This window comes from Desulfomonile tiedjei DSM 6799 (assembly GCF_000266945.1).
GTDB lineage: Bacteria > Desulfobacterota > Desulfomonilia > Desulfomonilales > Desulfomonilaceae > Desulfomonile > Desulfomonile tiedjei.
Map to the genome: position 1 here is coordinate 5,448,160 of NC_018025.1, position 18,602 is coordinate 5,466,761.

Here is an 18,602-nt window from a genome sequence, read left to right on the forward strand (position 1 = left end):
GCGCAGCCTGACTTCGCTTCGGAGACCCACCGGAGCCGGCTTCAGCATTGTCACTTCTTTGATAGCGCATCGGTATTACCGGTGTTCGTCAGCCGCCGGACGGGTTTCCGGCGGCAATTGTGTGCGGGCTGTGTTTTGGCCTTTAAGCCAAGGCGTCTGTCAAGTCTTTCTCTCTCAACATCCTGCGCTTCCATGTGGAGATCTGGGGAACTACGTAGGGCAAGAGTCTGAGAGAATAGTACGGCGGTAAAATGGGAACTCCCAGCATGTCCCCCATGGTAATCAGAATGAAAAGATGTTCCATGCTCGCCCGGGTCTTCAGCGCAAAACGGGCTGAATCATGGGCCGCTACTCCGTAAACGAATTCCTTGATGGATTGGAGAAACTTAAAGCGTCGCTTTTCTTCTTCTGACATACAGTGAACTCCTTAATGAGAGAACCGAGGAACAGATCCTCGGTATTCTATTTCCATTACGCTCTGGAAGGGGCTCCTGCGGTACGAATCGCACGGAATCTACCGAAAGCCTTAAGACCTTCAACGGCAAGGATGAGAGCGGCAACCACGAGGAAAAGTGCTGCAAATCCCATTACTCCATTGCCGATGATTTGCTCGGTTGCCTTGAATGCTCCTCCGAAAACCTGCGAGAGGAGCCTATACGAAGTGACGAGCAGAGCAGCTATTGTGGTTATGAACATGAAAATCATGGGATAAAATGTCCAGGCTGTAGGCTTGCCTTCGGACATGAGCCATGCAGTTGTCAACAGCAAGGCAAGTGAGGCCATAAGCTGATTCGCCCCCCCGAAGAGTACCCAGAGATACTGCCACCAGCCGGTCAAGACGAGCAAAATTCCAAGAGCACTCGCGATCAATGTCCCTACGTGCGGATTCCTGAATACGGGGCTTACATCGCTGAGGAGTTCCGAAGTCGCAACCCGCATGAATCGGACAACCAGTTGCATGATGGTGATGGCAAGAACTATCATCATGACCGATCCGTAAGCCTGTCCCAACTCCAGAGGCAATCCCAAAGCATTGAGGAACTTGGCAACACCCGCGGCAAACACCCGGGCAGGTCCGGCCGCCACCGCTGCAGCATATTCGTTTGCAGAAGCATAAATGGTTCCTGCTATAATGAGAGCAAAAAGGGCGAGCATCATTTCCAGGAACATGACTCCTGCGCCGACAGGTCGTGCGTCAAGCTCGTTTTCAAGCTGTCTGGCCGTCCCGGAGCTGGACACGATGCTGTGCCATCCCGAAATCGCTCCACACGCTATGGTCACGAACATTATCGGCCAAAGAGGGCCGATTTTGATGTCGAAACTGGTGTAAGCAGGAAGCGTGAAATCCGGTCTCAGTACGAAAATTCCGATTATGCCGAACAACAGTCCGAGGAAGACTATGTACGCCGCCACATAGTTGATGGGAAGCGCGAATCTCCAAATGGGGAGCACAGCCGCGAAATAACAGAATACGAAGGCTGCAATTGCCCATAAGACCCGGCTGCCTGCCAGATCGGCTCCCAAAATGCTGTCGGAAGGAATCCATCTGCCTAAATAGATACCTATCATGGCGATCAACACAGTGACTACTGTGGTAAGTATGATGTCCCGCTTCCACCTGTAAATCATCTGACCGCAAAGGACACCTGCTATGGTCAGGAACAACCACGCCATGGGAGCAGCTTTCAAGGTTACCGCGGTGCTCACGACGACGTTTCCGAAAGCTCCGACGATGAGCAAAAGGTAGAAGTAGATAAACGAGAGCAAAATGAGCCTCGCCCTAGGTGAAATCAAGCGGTGACTCAATCCGCCGAAAGATGCCCCGTCATTTCTCATTGCAATTACTGCGCTGGAGTAATCATGCACCCAACCAATAAAGAACGTTCCTGCCAGAATCCAGATGAGAGCAGGAAGCCAGCCCCACTGTATCGCTATTATGGGGCCTATTATCGGGCCGGCGCCGGCGATTGATTTGAATTGGTAGCCGTAGAGGATATTTTTGCTGGTCGGCATGAACTCCACGCCATCCATGTACATCCTGGCAGGCGTCATTCTCTTTGAATCAGCCTGAATCACCTTGCTGTCGATGTACCTGGCATAGAATCGATAGCCGATTACAGCAACGACGAAACCCACGATGAGAACCACCATCGAATTCATGTTGACCCCCTGTTTTTATGGTCACATTAGGTTCCTTGGAACCGTATATTCGTTGGAAGATCATCGTATGCACCTGGAAAGTCCGATTGTCGGCTTTCCAATCAGGCGGGGCGGGTAGCAAAACCAAGCTGGCGGAAACCGGGTTTAAACGCGTCGACTTAACTCTTGAAGTAATATGGACCACGGCATCCGGCCCAGTTAGCTAGCATCCACGTTTACGCGCTTAAATAACCTATTTTGCAGATTACCATTGAGGATTGCTGCGAGCAAGACTTATTTTTTCATCTATAGTAAGTGCCAAAACTAATGTCTGATTCAGAAAAAGGAGTATTGGTGGGTGCCGGCCTCCGTGCCGGCACATCTTCAATATTAATATATGATATCGCTATAATGGACCGGCAGAGAGAGACCGTCTCAAAAATCGAAATTTAACCCCAGATCGTAACACGAATTCCTCATTGGCTTCCCGGCCTGATTGTAGGGGCGGACCTGCGAGTCCGCCCAAATGTGGGTAGGCACTAGGCCTACCCCTACAATGATGGTGAATCGTGGCACGATGTGTTGCGTATTCGAGAATTTTGAGACAGCCTCGAGACGCCGGTCGCCACCAATATCCTTGTAATTCACACGCGAGATAAACGACAGAATTTTTGGCACTGGTGTAAATGGGAATGAGGGACGATTCGAGGGATCAGACTTCTTTGCAGATGGCAGCCGGGGTCACAGGGAGTACTCCGGGAATCGAGTGAAGGGCATGCGTACGTTCCTTTACCAAAGGCGAAGCCTCCGCTTTCACAATGATGTTCCAGCCGAGCCGGTTGTAAGGGAATATTCCTCCAAGAATGCGATCTACTTCGCTGAGAACATCAATGCGGAAGAACTCTTTGCCTGACCCCGGAGGTGCCGGAAGCTTATACGGGATGAGGTATACCGACCTCCAATCAGTGCAGGAGAAGCCTGCTCTCTTGAGCTTCCGTTTCAGGGACATAGAAGTGTAAAAACGCACGTGGGTCTCATCCCATCCGTACCAATTTTTGTTACCCAACCACCATCGATGATACGTACCTTGAATCAAGTAATTCACGGAGAGTGCGTTCTGGGTGCTCACGATGAGCTGTCCTCCAGGGACCACGGCCAAAGCGGCTTTATCGAGCAGTGCAGCATCGTCCAGGACGTGTTCGATGACGTCTTTCATGAGAATGACATCAAAGCGTTCACCATTGGGAAACGTGGGAAATTCCTCGTGCACCATGAACGTGCACATGGATTCGACACCCTCACGCATGGCAAAATAGCGTGCCGTTTCCAGAGCGGATTCCTCGGCATCCACAGCGATAACGCGAGCAGCGCCGTTCTTTGCTGCATGAACCGCGAAAAGACCTCCTCCGCAGCCGTAATCGAGGACCCGCTTACCTCGCAGGTCTCCCAGCAATTCCTGCACGAACCCGTTCTTCGTGCGGCTGTAGGCCAGACTCTGTTGCCTTAGGTAAGTCTCGAGAGCCTGCTCAGGGTTTTCGGACCTGAGCCAATGGTTTTCGGGATACGGTCTTCTATTTGAGCCCATTCAGAACTCCAGCAATTCTCTATACAATTCACGCCATGCATAAAACTCCCGGTCTGAAGAAAATTTGCGCATTCTTTCACGGCCGGCCAAACCCATGTTTCGTGCCAGTTCAGGATTCTGCATCATGTGTGACATTGCTCCTGCAAGAGCTTTGGAATCCCCCCATGGCACGATCAGTCCGGATGTCCCGTTCTCGATCAGTCCGCCGATTGCTCCGGTGTTCGTGGCAATGGAAGGCACTCCCGAAGCCATCGCTTCCATGAGAATATTGGGGCACCCTTCCGATACTGAAGGGAGCACAAAGAGATCCAGGGAATCCATCCATTCCGAAATCCGTTCGTGAGTCACAGGTTCCAGGAGATGCACATGTCCGCTCATTCCGGTATGTTCCAACATTCTGTCAAAAACCTGGGTCTCCGATTCTCGCAAATGTCCCCGGAGCTCCAAGACAAATCCATACTCGTGTTTCAGTAAGGCCGCAGCTTTTAACAGGTATGGCAATCCTTTGGCATACTTGAATATTCCCGCACACCCGATCCGGGTCATCCCCTGTTTCGTGACTCTCTCGTTCCTATAATAATCCGGAACCCTTACAGAATTGTATATAATTCTGGATTTTTCTTCAATGCGAACTAACGCGTCGGCCATTTCGACGAGATCTCTGCTCAAGCCGACAATTCGATCGGCATTCTCCAGTCCTATGCGGCAGATGGCAGCCTTTTCAGGACTAAAGGTGTACTTCTTGATATCATTGCCGACAATGGTAACGATGGACGGTTTCCGAAATCGTCGCGACACGAGACCTGCCACATAACCCGCGGGATACAGGAAGAATGAGTGGAACAAATCGAACTGCTCTCTTGCATGGAGTATTTCCAGAGACTGGTACATCATCCGAACAGTATACGTGTGAGGGCAGTCCCAGATTTCCCGAGAAGATTCGTTCATCTGTTGTTTGCCGACTGTAATGTGATGAACGGTTACTCCGTCCAGCGATTCCGACCTGTGGTTTTCGTCGAGCAAAACGAGATTCTCGGGATCGATGGAAAAGACTGCCACGTGGGTGTTCAATCCCATGTCACGAGCATGATAAGAAACGCGCTGCACGGTTCTGGCGAGTCCTCCCCATTGTTCCGGCGGGTATTCGGGCGTGACAATACATACTTTTGGTTTCGCTCTATTCCGTTGTTGCATGTGGACTCCGGTCAGGTGCTCGTTTCGTTACCGTTCAGTTACGCGGGGTAGAGAAGATCTTCTCCTGTGATCATGATACCACTGACTTTCAAAATCCCCCCTAACCCCCCTTTATTAAGGGGGGATTGGCATGTGTCTTTTTCACCCCCCTTTTGTAAAGGGGGGGAGGGGGGATTTTTCCCACGCATAACTGAATGGATACCTCGTTTCTTCCCCTACCATTTTGGGTCTGACTAGTTTAACGTAATCGCGTCCCAATACCGGAGATGTTTCCATGCGCATCGGAATAGTTTTCCACAAAAACCCTTTTCTCCAACCCACCGGAATCGACCTGGTGAGATTGAGAGCCATTGCAGGCGGTCTTATCCGGAAAGGAGTGCACGCGGAAATCATAGCCCCGGTGCAGCAGGACGGCAAAATCGACGGATCTATCCCGGTGCGACGAATCGAAGTTCTCAACAATTCTTCTCAGTACGATATTCTCAAGACTTCGTATCATTATTCCATCGAGCTGATCCGCGAGTACTCAGGGCCGGTGGTCTCTCGGATCGTCAGGGTGGTTGACGCGGAACTCCCGGAGCGAGACGAGCCATTCAGAGCGCGGCTTCTCGCGTGTCAGGAGCTGATCCGTAATCGTGCATCGGCTCTTGTGCTCAATAATCAAGAAAACGCCGATCGCTGGCACACTCTCTACGGAGACCAGCCGCATACTGAGCTTATCCCTACGGGTTGCCCGTCCGAACTACCGTCCGAACAGGGGAATCCGTTCAGCCACGATCGACCCGTCTTGCTGTTTCTGGGGAGTCTCGCTGCCCCCCGCATGGTCAACATGGTGAACCGCGTTGCCGAAATGATGGCGGGCCGGTGCAAAATCCATTTCATCGGTGCGAATAAAGCTTGCATGTACGGAGGGGACGAATCATGTTCGCTCAATCCGTTGATAACAGATCACGGCGAGCTTCCCGAACCTTTGATCTGGGACTATGTGCGTCACGCTTCCATTGGGCTTGCCCTTGCCACCGGGCCGTATCCATTCGATAACGACGTATCCAAAATTCTCAATTATCTGCGCGGAGGCCTTCCGGTGCTCTCGGAAGAACCTATCGTGAACAACGGACTGGTGCAAAAGATGGAATTTGGCGATACGTTCCGCTTCGACGATGTGGAAGACCTGGTTTCCAAGGCTGAAAACATGTTACATCACGATTTTAGACGTACGCGACAAAAAGTAATGCACACTATGGCTTCAGAGCATTCCTGGGACAGGCGGGTGGAATCATACATCCGCTTGTTCCGCACTCTTGTCTGAGAGGATTCCCCCGAAATGAAAGCTGTTCTCGTACGGCCCCCGTTTTACGCATTGTTCGGGGTCACGACTCCCAAAATGAAGACGTATCCTTTGAATCTTCTCTATCTGGCTACGTACGCAAAAAACCGGAGCCAGCACGACATTGCTGTCATAGACGGCGAGAACATAAGCGTCCCCGGGTTAGAACCTCCGCAGGGCGAGACGGACCCTGAAATCATCATGAATAACGGCATACCCCGGATGATCGAACTCCTTGAAAGCGCTGACCATGCTCTTTGGCTGGAAATCGAAAAGAGAATCCTGGCAGAGAATCCCGGATTGGTGGGCATCACTTGTAATTCCGGAAACATGGATACGGTGAAGTTGCTGGTCCATAGATTGAAGAAAGCAGGACTGCCCGTGGTGCTCGGAGGAAGTCACCCTACGGTGCTCCCTGAGCAGAGCATGCAGTACACCTCTGCAGATATGGTTATAATGGGAGAAGGCGAGGAGACTCTCGTCGAACTGCTCCACAAATTTGAGAAATCGGAATCGTACAAAGATGTTCCCTCCCTCGCGTGGAGATATGATACTTCCATAACAGTCAATCCGCGGGGAAAACTCATTGAATCCATAGACTCTTTGCCCATTCCGGACCGGTCTCTCATTCCCAGGGAAGACTACTTTGGCGAAGTCATCATGACCGGGCGAGGATGCCCTTTCAACTGCGGGTACTGCGCATCCAGAAATATCTGGGGCAAGAGCGTTCGGCTGAGATCGACGGATTCAATTGTCCAAGAACTGCACATGCTGGCGAGAAGTGCAGAGTCACGGCCTGATTATCCCGGCAGGTGGGTCGTCAAAGTCGTGGACGACACGTTTACGGTAAACCGCAAGCGTACGATTGCACTCCTGGAAAGAATCATTGCAGAAAACCTCAATCGATTCGAGTTCACCGGTGGAGTTCGAGCGGACACTCTGGATGAGACCCTTGTTGAAAAAATGCACCAGGCAAATTTCAAAAGGGTCACCCTGGGAGTGGAAAGCGGCAGCCCGAAGATACTGAAATCCATCCGTAAAGGAGAAACGAACGATCAGGTCAAGAGGGCGTTGTCGCTCCTGCGGGGTGCAGGAATCCGTTCCCACGCCTTCTTCATGATCGGTTTTCCCGACGAGGGACCGGAAGATGTGGAACTCTCCAAAAAGCTGATTGAAGATGCAAAACCGGATCACGTGGAAGTCAATATGGTAACTCCGTATCCCGGGACAGAGCTTTTTGAAAAGTTGATCGACGCGGACCCTATGTCCATAGATCGCTGGTACAGATGGTTCCATCAGGGCCTGGCAACCCATTCTCACAAATTAAACTACGATCTGGATACAGCCTACGCCGACTTCTTGAAGTTTGCAGGAGATTACAACAAAACTCGACTGTAAAACAAATGCGCGCTTTCATAGCAGTAATATGTTGGAATCGTCTTTGAAAATGGATTGTTCCTTTAGTTAGGCTATTAAGGCTAGTGTGGCTGAGACGTGCTGACCGGAGCCCTAGTGGGGCGATCCAAAGGTAGCCATGGGTGCAACCCATGGAGAGAATTATAGCAAAACCAAGCAATGAGGACCCTGGCGGGGTCCACTATTGTTGAATTTGAACTCAGATGGATCCAATGGCGGACCCTTTCAGGGTCAGAGCCCTTATAATGTGGTGCCGCTGCCCACGGGTTTGCACCCGTGGCTATTCATGGTTCGTCCCTTTGGGACTCTCGAGCCTTGAGCCGAGTGGCACTCAAATGCAAAGCCAGGAAATTGGCTGAGGCAAGAGCATATTATAATTCATCTGTAAGAAGGTTCCCAACCCATCCAAAAAACTTCTAATACTCGTATAGCGAATGCTCCGCTATACCCGCGATTTGAATGCTGCTGCAGATGCGGCAGCCTGACTTCTGGGGTATTCGCTCAAGAGTTTCTGGAGAAAGAACCGTGCTTTGGGTTTGCGACCCTGAGCGATAAAGGCTTTGACATTCCCCAACATGAGAGCTGGTATGAATTCTTCCGGCGGCAGAAATCCCACAGTTCGATCTTGTTCTCTGCCTTCTTCATCCAGCGTGAGTACAGAAGGTGTGTACTGAATTACAAAGCGGCTTGCCCAAGGTGGAGCGGAGGAGACATTTACTCGAAGGGGGATCATGAAATCGTGGACAAATGCAACAGTTCGCGAATTGGAATACGTAACCGCATCCAGTTGTTTGCACGCGCCTCAACCGGGATTGAAAAAGTCGAGGAGTACGTTTTTCTCCTGGACTCTGGCCATGGACAGCGCCATTTCAAAATCGTTTTCCCATCGAATGCGTGTTTCCATTGTGATGATCTCCCCAACTCTGGACAAATCCTAATATTGTGAAGCAAAGGCGAAACACTCTCTTGTAGGAAGTGGTTTACCATTCTTTTTCGCCCAGTTCCTTCTTTGTTCATGAGACCGCATACGGAATTAATGGTTCGTTCCGGACATATTTACACCGATTACGCCTATGATGATGAGAAGAATGGAAACAGCTTTCATCAGAGTCATGGATTCTTTGAAATACACTGCTCCGATAATGGCGATCAAGAGCGTTCCCAGACCCGACCAGACGGCATACGCTACGCTCACGTCTATATACTTAAGACATATCGTTAAAGTAGCAAAGGACAAGCTGTAGAACACGAAAATAAGGATGGAAGGCAGCAGTTTCGTGAATCCTGCGCTCAACTTCATGCAAGTGGTGCCGCACACTTCAAGCAGAATAGCCATCAGGAGATATGGCCAGGCTCCCATCAGGAAAGACCTTCAAGTATGGAATGCCGCATTCCAACTTTGAAATGGGCTTCCTCGTATTTGTCAACCAACGTGAGTAGAATCTCAAGTTCATCATCTTCGGGGGTTCCGGGCTCTGCGTGAAAAATTTCGTCGATTCTCCGGCAAGCAGTGTCATAATCTTCATCTGTTCGTATCGGTTTGATATTCATGACTATTGCTCCTTCTCAATCGCACAAACAGTCTGCTTGTTCTCTTTAGCGTTCTCTCCCGGAGTAGGCAGCAAGTCCTCTCCTACAAACAACCGGAAAGGAGGTTTTATGTACCAACCTTCTTCAGAAATCATCTCCCCTATGACTCGTTTGCCAAGAAGCAACTGAATCCGGGGTTTTCCCGAATTCTCGAAGCGGACCACACGCGGCTTCACTGGAAGCAACCGGGCAAATATTCCGGAAACACACTGCATGCGATAGATCGACCGGAAAGAGGCAACGGCAACATTGATCGCTGTCTTCCTGGCTCGTACATAGAGCGCCTGTATGCGACCGCATAACCCGCCCTGAAGCCTTTTGCGACACCCTTTGCGTTCAAACTGCTCCACTTTCCCCAGGATATCGGAAATACGTACCGGAAAAAGATCGGTGCTTGGGTTGTTATCGCCTCTGGTTTTAATTTCGTTTTCGCCAACGGATACGACACGGTGCGCTATTGGCGTATTCTCGCGAGGGCACAGGTAGACTACAACGTCACCTGGAACAACTTTGACGGCAGGTTTAACGAAGAGCGCATCTCCTGCACGCAAAGTGGGATGCATGCTTCGGCCGCGTAGCATCACCATCAAAGGTTCGGTTGAATTCGGAGATGGATTATTCTGCATGATTCCAGAACTCTCTATTAACGCACGCCCTGCTGCCTCATAGGGGTCAACTTCTCGTGTCTTTGGTCGTTTGTTCCAGAGGAACAACTGACAATAGACCGGCGATTCATCGCCGGTTAAGGAAAAACCTAATGATTTTCGAGTCCCGGAGGGACGGCTGATACACAAATTCCCGGCAATGAATTACCGGGCTATTTTCTTTAGTCCCTGCGGGACAAAGAATTACAGCAAAGTCAGCGAGCCTGCGTCCTACAGCCCCAACGTGTCGGCTATCTTGCACATGGAACCGATACTGAGTTCGATAAACTCATCCAAAGGTATTCCGATCTGTTCGCAGAGAAGTATGTGATCGCGGTTGACGGATCGCGCGAATTCCTTGGCCTTCATTCTTTTTTTGACCGATTTCACCTTCAATGACGAAAGCTTCTTGTCCGGGTTGATCAAAGCTGCGGCAACCAGCATGCCGGTAATGGTCTCAGCCGCGGTGAGCGCAATATGTATGGTTTCGGACCTGACCAGGCCCAGATTTTCGGCATTATGATGCTTGATGGCATCGATTATCTCGGGATGTACACCGCGTTTCTCAAGAATAGATGCAGTCATCAACCCGTGCTGATTCATAGTGTCTTTGGTTTCGTTGTAATCCACATCGTGGAGCAAACCTGCAAGCCCCCACATGTCCGGATCGCCGCCGAATCTGGGTGCAAGGTCGCGCATAATCGCTTCCGAAGCCAGACAGTGCTTTCGCATGCTGTCTGTTTCGAGATACTGCTCCATAAGGGCCACAGCCTCGTCCCGGGTGATTCCCCAGGGTGAAGAACTCACGATAATCACCTCCAACGCCGTCTTTTCGTAATGCGTTTGAATTTGTTTATCACGGCCGGATTCTTTTGTGAACAATTCTCCAAAAGCGAGTAGCTCGTTGACAATTGCCGGAACAATAATTTACGTTTGTTTGACGTCTTATATTCCTCTGTCGACATTTAACGGAGGTGGTTCGAATGAAAACCATAAACATGGATCATGTTGCAGCAAGTTCGCTGCTTCCTGAAGTTGTGGAAGCAATGATGCCGTTCCTATCGGAAAAGATGGGGAATCCTTCCAGTATGCACAGTCTCGGAGAAGAGGTCACGGAAGCGCTCGAAGAAGCCAGGGGCCAGGTGGCCGGGCTCATCAATGCTTCGGATCAGGAGATGGTGTTCACTTCAGGGGGCACAGAGTCCAATAACTGGGCATTGAAGGGAATGGTTCTTGCCAATCGGTCTCGAGGGAATCATATTATTACTTCCTCCATCGAGCACTTTTCCATCATGCATGCAATCAAGGCTCTGGAAAAGCAGGGAGTTGAAGTTACACGTCTCCCGGTGGACAAGTACGGTATCGTGGACCCTGATGATGTCCGGAAAGCAATCACACCGCGGACCATTCTCATTTCCGTAATGCACGCGAACAATGAAGTGGGAAGCATTCAGCCCATAGCGGAAATCGGAAAGATAGCCCGCGAACACGGTGTACCCTTCCACACGGATGCAGTTGCAACGGTGGGGGTAATTCCTGTGGATGTAAAGGCCTTGAATGTGGACCTCCTTTCCCTGGCTGCAAACCCGTTTTATGGTCCCCTCGGTACGGGCGCGTTGTATGTCCGGAAGGGCGTCAGAATCGAACCCCTCATCGACGGCGGTATTCAGGAACAAGGCTTGAGAGCCGGTACAGAAAACGTTTTAGGTATAGTGGGGATGGGCAAGGCCGCGGAAATTGCAGCAGGAGAGTTGGAATCCAGAATGGCACACTTGATTCCTCTGCGGGACAGGCTTATAAATGAAATTCCTGCGTCCATCGAAGAAGTTGAGCCGGTCGGTCATCGGACCCAAAGACTTCCCGGGAATGCAAGCGTTTTGGTCAGGTATGTGGAAGGTGAATCCATGCTCTTGTTCCTCGATATGGAGGGGATCAAGATTGCGAGTGGGTCCGCTTGTATTTCTCGTTCGCTGAAGGTCTCTCATGTGATGTTGGCCATGGGAATCGATGCAGGAAATGCGCAGGGCTCGCTGCTGTTCACGTTGGGCAAAGACAATACGAATGAAGACGTGGACGAAGTCGTACGAATCCTGCCGCCTATCGTGCAGAAATTGAGAGATATGTCGCCTCTGTACAAGAGAACAACCAAGTTCAAGGCGATAGGTTGAGCTACTACGGGTTCGGTTTCTCGCTGAGAACCGCAATCCGAACAAAAAAAATCCGGTTCTTATGGGCCGAAGCATCCAGGGGGTGTGCGGTATGTATAGCGATGTGGTGATGGATCATTTCAAGAATCCTCGCAATGTGGGTGAGATTCCGGACGCGGATGGTGTCGGCGAAGTGGGAAATCCAGCGTGCGGCGACATTATGGCATTCTATATCAAGGTAAATAATAACGTTTTGGAAGACGTGAAGTTCAAGACGTTCGGATGCGGCGCGGCTATCGCCGTATCGAGCATGGTGAGCGAAATGGCCAAAGGCAAGACCCTTGACGAAGCGATGCAGATTTCTAACAAATCGGTTATCGACGCGCTCAACGGTCTTCCCAAGAAAAAACACCATTGCTCGAATCTAGGAGCTGATGCCCTTCATCGCGCAATCGAGGATTACAGATCCAAGCAACAGGGAAAGATCGCAGAGAGACCGCTTGACGGCCCCGAAGTGTGCTCCTGCCCGGTTTGCGACGTGAACGATCCGGAAGAAGCGCCGTACTGCAGCTCGGTTTGTGAACGAACCACGGGAAAATAAACCTGTCATCCTGATTTCAAGTTGAGGAAGAGAATCGGAGAGGGATTTTTTTGTGATTCCGCGTTCTAGCGTGAACTCTCCGAATCCTCGCTTGTATGTCAAGTCTGCTCATCGTACAGATTCGCAATCAAAGAGGTAAAACGGGGGAAAACACTTCTTTCAAGGAGGGTTTCCCTAGCTATTATACTGGCTTGCAGCAAGATATTTCTCATTGAGGCGTTGGACTGATTGCCAAAAAATTCTGACGTTTATCTCACACGGTTCAATTCAACATATCGGTGGGGACCAGCGTCCCTGCCGGTCCATTCTATTGATTTAATTTATTATATTGAAGATGTGCCGGCACGGAGGCACGGCACCCACCAATATTTCTATTTTCAATCGGACACTAATTTTGGCAATTGCGGTACCACGGACCTACAGGGTAAGTCCGTGGTACCCAAGATTGACATTTGGGCCCGGATACAGGGGTGCCACTGACCTGCGGAGTCAGGTCAGTGCGGTTAGCATCTTGAATGCAAAATGGTGATACTGCTTTTGAAAGCGCATTTGTATCAGTTCCTCTACACAATTACCGAACTGATACTCCGCAATTCTTTGTCCATGCTTGAGCTGCCATCTGAATCGGATCCCAGGGGCTACTCAGAGGCGGAGTATAGCTCAAATCGAGATCGCTCAACTGCTCGACCGTCAAGTTACTGAAAAGCGCTGCAGCAACTATATCAACTCGTTTAGATATCTCAGACTTGTAATGTCCGAGAATCTGAGCACCCAGCAGCCTGTGGGTGTTCCGATCGCCGGTAATGCGGATAATTATCTTCTCAGCACCGGGATAGTACACCTTGTGATCCCAGGTTTCGAAGTAATCGGTGAAGGGATCGAATCCTTCGTCTCGAGCTTCACTATCACGAAGCCCTGTGCGAGCCGCCACCAGATCGAATATTTTAACAGCCTGGGTGCCGAGAGAGCCAGCGAACTCACGATTGCCGCCCGCTGCGTTTTCACCTGCTATGCGCCCCTGTTTGTGAGCTGTAGTTCCCAGCGGAAGATACGTGTACTTCTTTAGAAGATTGTGCCAGGTTTCTACACAGTCCCCGGCTGCATAGATGTCCGGAACATTGGTTTCCATGCGCCGATTCACTTTAATAGCGCCCTTCAGCCCTGTTTCAATACCGGCTCCTGCAGCCAGTGTAGCGGAAGGTCTGCATCCTACCGCCACAAGCACCATATCGGCATTGGTGCTGAATCCTTTTGAGCCTTTCACGGTTAAGCTCTTTCCGCTGGCTTCGATGGACTCTATTCCCACTCCGGTGGCGACATTTACTCCGTGCCGCTCCAATTCTGCAGCGACTTTTTCCCCCAATATCTCGTCCACGGTCGTGAGGACCGTACTTGCAAACTCCACAACCGTCACGGATAGTCCTCGAAGAATCAGTGCATCAGCCATTTCCATGCCGATGTAACCGCCACCGACGACGAGTGCTGACTGCGGATGGTGTTCTGTCAGCCACGCATGGACTGCAAAGCTGTCGTCCATCCATCTCAGGAGAAAGACACCCGGTAAATCCATGCCTTTAATATTGGGTTTAATGGATTCCGCACCGGTCCCTATAACGAGCTTGTCGTAGTGCAGCTCTCTCGTTTTTCCATCAGTATCGACGACCTGAACAAGCTTCTTTTTCGGATCTATTGTCTCAGCCCGGTGATCCATAACGAGTCGAATTCCCGCCTGTTCGATTTCCTCTTTTGTTCTGTGGGCAAGATTTCGCCAATCAGTCACTTCTCCACTCAAGTAGAAGGGCAGACCGCAAATGCTGAAATTGGGATACCTGTCGGCAATAATGAGAGTCGGCTCGATTTCAGGGTCTATTTCGCGTGACCTGAGAGCCGCGCTGATTCCTGCATCGCTTCCACCAATGATGATGAGGTTTTTCATTCTTTCCTCTTCTGATACTCTCAAATCCTCAAATCACCGAGAATGAAAGTCTTCGTCTGAGGCGCATATTCAATCATATAAGGATTAGCTTTTGGCTAATGCTCGCGCACTATGAAAAAACTTTGTCTCTGAATTTGAAAGGCACATTTACAGAACTTATTCAGACACGAAATTGGATGGACGGATCGAAACGTCGATCCGTTCAAGTCCTGCAATATATGAGATCCTAAATGTAGCACGGCTCAGCATTCAAAGAGATAAGATCTGGAAAAACCGTCTTGCAACCCCGCGTCTGGGAGGCCAGAGCCTCCAGGAACCTTTCTTACAAATGGATTGTGCCCTTAAGCTCGGCTAGTATCTCAGCTTTGCATTTGACGCCAATCGGCTCAAGGCTCGGAAGTCCCGAAAGGGACGAACCATGAGTAGCCACGGGTGCAAGAAACTGTCTCAAAAGTCGAAATTTGTCCCAGATCGTGGCACGAAGTTCTCATCATTTTCACGGCCTGATTGTAGGGGCGCCCCTTGTGGGTGCCCGGTAGTGACCGGCCTCCGTGCCGGTCATTGCGGGAGGGCAGGCACGAAACCTGCCCCTACAAGGATGATGAATCGTGGCACGATGTGTTGTGCATTCAAGATTTTTGAGACAGTTTCGCAAACCCGTGGGCAGCAGCGCCATATCATAAAGGATTGGACCCTGAAAGGGGCCCACCATTGGTCCCATCTGGGTTCAAATTGAATGATGGTAGACCCCACCAGGGTCTTCACCGTTTGGTTTTGCTATCTTTCTTTTCCATGGGTTGCACCCATGGCTACCATTTGGATCGTCCCGCTGGGGCTCCCGGTCGGCACGTCTCAGCAACACGATAGTTGAGCTAAAGGAACAATCCTTTTACAAAAAAGGTTCCCGGATATTACTGCCTTGAATGGGAGTTGGCATGAAGCAGTATGGCAGGATACTATTGTGACCGCTTGCCTGACGTTCCATTCCAGAGTATTTTTTGCGAACGATCGGCGACCGCGAAAGATTGCATCGTCTCTTGGGAGGGCAAAATGACTGAACCCAAATGGAATGTGGAAAAGATTCACAAGGAAGTCTATGACGCACGAACAAAGCTGTTCGTCATCTTGAAGGTGCTGGAGACAGGAAGCATCAATTTCAAAGAGCATGCGGAATGGGCTCTCGTTGTGCGGCCGCTGCTCAAAGAAATCTCTGAGTTTTCGGGAAAAATAGAAGAATTGATGGGTGACCAGGAATCCATGGTGGTGGAAACGGAGATTACCGAGACTCAATAGGGCTGGAGAACTGAAAAAGGGGAGCCATATTGGCCCCCCTTATGCATCCATTAAAACCGTGCTATTACCTGCCCCATTGAAACTTCTTCTGGCCTGATTGGGACTCGGATTCAGCCTGGCTACTGATGGTCGGTCGGGTTGAGGATCCCTGGAACGAGCCCGGTTCCGCACCGATAGATGCCGGTTTTTCCTGTTTTCCCCATTTCATGGCAGGTGTCTCTTCAGGTGCATCCTGTTTTCCCCATTTCATGGCGGGACGTTCAGCAGGAGCATTTCCTGAGCGCAGGTTTGCGCTGGATTCCTCTTTGCCCCACTTTATTCCTCGACGTTCAGGCGGGGGAGGAGTGGCTTCAGGAGACTGACGGACTATATTGCGTTTCACTCTCTTGGGAGTTTGAATCGCCATAGATTGACCGCCATTGGGCGCTCTTCTTTCCTCTTGTACTCCGGGATTCATGGGAGCAGCAGCTCGAGGAGCAGGAGCCGGCGCCGCCTGTTGGGTTCGTGTCTCTTCCGGATAGCTTTCACTGCCATCCCAGTAGATCTCGCTTTTCACCAGTTCATTGTCAGAAGGCGTGATGGACGGCCGCGCGCTGGTTGTATACTGTCTGGAATTGACCTCAGGGGTGCCGTATTGGACCGCTTCAGCTCGGCCTCTCCGGGCGCCCGGTCGACCTTGGACTCCAGGGCGCGGAACAGCACTACCGTAAGAAGAATAATCAGGATAGGCTCCGTACTGGCCGTAATTCTGGTATGCCGCCTGATTCTGATTGGCGGGTTGTCCGTACTGCTGTCCATACTGCTGACCGTAATACTGCTGTTGTTGAGGAGTGAGATACTGCTGCTGGCCGTATTCCTGTCCGTACTGCCCATATTGTCCGTATTGCTGTTGCCCGTACTGCTGTCCGTATTGACCATAGGAAGGTTGCGTCTGACCGTACTGTCCATAGGCGGCCTGTGGATTGTAACCCTGCCCTGGATACGATGTGCCGTAATACCCTTGCCCAATAGCCGATCCAGTAAAGCCCGCGAGAAGAACCGCTATGGAGAGCGCGATAACCAAACCTTTCATTCTGACTCCTTTGCTCCATCCGCTACATTGGCGGAAAAAGTTGAGCTAAAACCATGATATGAAGAAACTTGGAGAATTTTCTTGAAATTTTAAAGAATTCAGCCGAAAAAATCAAGCTGGAATTTTGAAAGCATTGCAGGATTGACTTATCCTGGTTTCGAGGTTAGGTTCGCCTCTATGAAAATCGCGCATGTCTCGGACCTGCATTTCGGCCGAAGGACTTCCCTGGAGAAGCTCCAGTTCTTGCGACAAGATCTTCTTGAGCAATCGCCGGAACTGCTCGTACTTACCGGTGATATAACCGACAGAGGCACAATATCTCAGTTTCGTTGGGCTCACGATTTCTTGCAGTCACTGGAAATCCCTTATATCAGCATACCGGGGAATAGAGAAATCGGCATCTCTGCTGTGTGGGAATGGATGTTTCCATTTCTGGGCATGAGGCGCTATTCCAAATTTTTCGGTCCGGCAGATCGCGTAACGCACTTCAAGAACGATCATAACATACTGTTTATAGGTATCAATTCCGTTCACTCGTTTCCTTCATGGCCCGGTAAAATAAACCGGGACACGCGATATTGGCTAAAGGCTTTTGCAGCGGAGCACGCGGATTATTTCAAGGTACTCTTCCTTCATCATCCGGTGATTCCTGTCATACGTGCTTCGTCTTTTTGGGCTCATGCGCTTTCGGATGCAGGGGAATTACTGAACATCAGTACTCAGGCCGGGATAGGATTAATTTTGCAGGGACACAAGCACAGATCCGCAGTAGTGGAACTTGGGTTTCCTCAGCGACAAGCAAAAGTCGTAGTCTCCTGCGGGGGAGCACCACTCATGTCACAATGGGACCCTTCATATCATCTCATAAATATACTAAACGGTTCACTGATAGTGCATGTGCGGGAATGCACGGAGTCAGGATTCTCGGAATCGGGAGTGTATCACTTCAACATGAATGAGAATCCCGGTCTCTGAGCAAATCCCGTTTCTCTTCTGCATCAGACCTCCGGATGTACACCGGGACGAGGGAATGGACCCGGTCCGCCTGTCCTCTTCGCAACCGTTCGCATGCAATGAGAGCACAGGCGGATGCCGACGGATTAACGATTACATGCTGCGCATCCTTCCGGAGAAGGGCCATCAATCCAGCCGCAGCGGGTTCTCCCACGATCGCGGAAATGTTGGGTATTTCTGAGATGAGTGTCTCCACTTCGGAAGACTTGATCAACGCCGGTCCGAAAATATATTCCAACAATTTGTTTTTCTTGTGAAATACGGCGACATACGTTTCGGCACGTCGTGCATCCAGCAAAGATATGCCCGTTTGATCTTCCTCCAAAACCTGCCATGCCTGAATTTCCAGGCTTGATACCCCCACAACGGGCATTTTCAGGACCGTGGCCATTCCCTTGATGCAGGCTATTCCGATGCGAATGCCTGAAAAGGAACCCGGGCCTGTGGCAACAGCCAAGCCGTCAAGCTGCCTGACGTCAATATGTAAACGGTGCAGCAGGTCGCTGATTATGGGCACCAGGTTTTCCAGGTGCTCCCTTCCGGGAGGCAACACTACTTCTTCCAGGACGGAATCGCCCTGAGTTACGGCCACGCCCAGAGATGGGCTCGTGGAATGTACAGCCAGAATTCGCACGTCAGCCGCC

The 18,602-nt window shown here is 50.6% G+C and carries 17 protein-coding genes and 1 pseudogene; 6 read left to right on the plus strand and 12 right to left on the minus strand.

Translation table 11 applies throughout. The features are described 5' to 3' along the window. Window positions 1–142: 142 nt before the first annotated feature. The 4 genes from DESTI_RS23395 to DESTI_RS23410 form a co-directional block, all read right to left on the minus strand. Window positions 143–415 carry a DUF7990 family protein gene (locus DESTI_RS23395; protein ID WP_014812449.1) on the minus strand — a complete coding sequence of 91 codons (273 nt, stop codon included), beginning with the start codon at window positions 413–415 and terminating at the stop codon, window positions 143–145. 56 nt (window positions 416–471) lie between these two features. Next, window positions 472–2,160 carry a carbon starvation CstA family protein gene (locus tag DESTI_RS23400; RefSeq protein ID WP_014812450.1) on the minus strand — a complete coding sequence of 563 codons (1,689 nt, stop codon included), beginning with the start codon at window positions 2,158–2,160 and terminating at the stop codon, window positions 472–474. Between the two features lie 691 nt (window positions 2,161–2,851). Beyond that, complete coding sequence (locus DESTI_RS29355; protein WP_014812451.1) at window positions 2,852–3,724, minus strand: class I SAM-dependent methyltransferase; 873 nt, start codon at window positions 3,722–3,724, stop codon at window positions 2,852–2,854. Further along, complete coding sequence (locus tag DESTI_RS23410; protein ID WP_014812452.1) at window positions 3,725–4,918, minus strand: glycosyltransferase; 1,194 nt, start codon at window positions 4,916–4,918, stop codon at window positions 3,725–3,727. 274 nt (window positions 4,919–5,192) lie between these two features. On the opposite strand from DESTI_RS23410, the gene DESTI_RS23415 reads away from it, so the two are divergent. Then, a complete protein-coding gene (locus tag DESTI_RS23415; RefSeq protein WP_014812453.1) occupies window positions 5,193–6,227 on the plus strand; it encodes a glycosyltransferase family protein in 1,035 nt (344 codons plus the stop codon). Between the two features lie 15 nt (window positions 6,228–6,242). Next, window positions 6,243–7,643 (plus strand): B12-binding domain-containing radical SAM protein, encoded by a 1,401-nt coding sequence (locus DESTI_RS23420; RefSeq protein WP_014812454.1) that lies wholly within the window; start codon window positions 6,243–6,245, stop codon window positions 7,641–7,643. Between the two features lie 460 nt (window positions 7,644–8,103). Here DESTI_RS23420 and DESTI_RS23425 read toward each other — a convergent pair whose 3' ends face one another. The 5 genes from DESTI_RS23425 to DESTI_RS23445 form a co-directional block, all read right to left on the minus strand. Then, entirely contained in the window at window positions 8,104–8,394 is a 291-nt protein-coding gene (locus tag DESTI_RS23425; protein WP_052316094.1) for a hypothetical protein, read from the minus strand. A gap of 300 nt (window positions 8,395–8,694) precedes the next feature. Further along, window positions 8,695–9,021, minus strand: coding sequence for a DMT family transporter (locus tag DESTI_RS23430; RefSeq protein WP_014812456.1), 327 nt, complete (start codon window positions 9,019–9,021; stop codon window positions 8,695–8,697). Beyond that, complete coding sequence (locus DESTI_RS23435; protein ID WP_014812457.1) at window positions 9,021–9,212, minus strand: transcriptional regulator; 192 nt, start codon at window positions 9,210–9,212, stop codon at window positions 9,021–9,023. Before DESTI_RS23435 ends, DESTI_RS23430 begins: the two co-directional genes overlap by 1 nt. A gap of 2 nt (window positions 9,213–9,214) precedes the next feature. Beyond that, window positions 9,215–9,877, minus strand: coding sequence for a signal peptidase I (locus DESTI_RS23440; RefSeq protein WP_014812458.1), 663 nt, complete (start codon window positions 9,875–9,877; stop codon window positions 9,215–9,217). 249 nt (window positions 9,878–10,126) lie between these two features. Then, window positions 10,127–10,702, minus strand: coding sequence for an HDIG domain-containing metalloprotein (locus DESTI_RS23445; protein WP_014812459.1), 576 nt, complete (start codon window positions 10,700–10,702; stop codon window positions 10,127–10,129). 176 nt (window positions 10,703–10,878) lie between these two features. Here DESTI_RS23445 and DESTI_RS23450 point away from each other — a divergent pair, with 176 nt between their 5' ends. Together DESTI_RS23450 and nifU are read left to right on the plus strand one after the other, a co-directional pair. Continuing rightward, window positions 10,879–12,063, plus strand: coding sequence for a cysteine desulfurase family protein (locus tag DESTI_RS23450; RefSeq protein ID WP_014812460.1), 1,185 nt, complete (start codon window positions 10,879–10,881; stop codon window positions 12,061–12,063). Between the two features lie 91 nt (window positions 12,064–12,154). Beyond that, window positions 12,155–12,520, plus strand: a pseudogene (gene nifU, locus DESTI_RS23455) (Fe-S cluster assembly scaffold protein NifU); the annotation flags it as partial. Window positions 12,521–13,214: 694 nt separating this feature from the next. On the opposite strand, the gene DESTI_RS23460 reads toward nifU, so the two are convergent. Further along, window positions 13,215–14,579 carry an FAD-dependent oxidoreductase gene (locus DESTI_RS23460; RefSeq protein WP_014812462.1) on the minus strand — a complete coding sequence of 455 codons (1,365 nt, stop codon included), beginning with the start codon at window positions 14,577–14,579 and terminating at the stop codon, window positions 13,215–13,217. A 1,050-nt stretch (window positions 14,580–15,629) separates the two neighbouring features. On the opposite strand from DESTI_RS23460, the gene DESTI_RS23465 reads away from it, so the two are divergent. Further along, window positions 15,630–15,872 carry a hypothetical protein gene (locus DESTI_RS23465; RefSeq protein WP_014812463.1) on the plus strand — a complete coding sequence of 81 codons (243 nt, stop codon included), beginning with the start codon at window positions 15,630–15,632 and terminating at the stop codon, window positions 15,870–15,872. Between the two features lie 64 nt (window positions 15,873–15,936). Here the strand turns inward: DESTI_RS23465 and DESTI_RS31315 are convergent, their stop codons facing one another. Further along, a complete protein-coding gene (locus tag DESTI_RS31315; RefSeq protein ID WP_014812464.1) occupies window positions 15,937–16,944 on the minus strand; it encodes a hypothetical protein in 1,008 nt (335 codons plus the stop codon). Between the two features lie 177 nt (window positions 16,945–17,121). Between DESTI_RS31315 and DESTI_RS29360 the strand changes: the two genes are divergently transcribed. Beyond that, window positions 17,122–17,919: a metallophosphoesterase family protein gene (locus DESTI_RS29360; protein WP_014812465.1), complete on the plus strand. Its 798-nt coding sequence runs from the start codon at window positions 17,122–17,124 to the stop codon at window positions 17,917–17,919. Here the strand turns inward: DESTI_RS29360 and tsaB are convergent. After that, the gene (gene tsaB / locus DESTI_RS29365; protein ID WP_014812466.1) at window positions 17,891–18,592 is read right to left on the minus strand and encodes a tRNA (adenosine(37)-N6)-threonylcarbamoyltransferase complex dimerization subunit type 1 TsaB; all 702 of its coding nucleotides are present in this window, start codon (window positions 18,590–18,592) and stop codon (window positions 17,891–17,893) included. The genes DESTI_RS29360 and tsaB overlap by 29 nt on opposite strands. Between the last annotated feature and the right edge of the window lie 10 nt (window positions 18,593–18,602).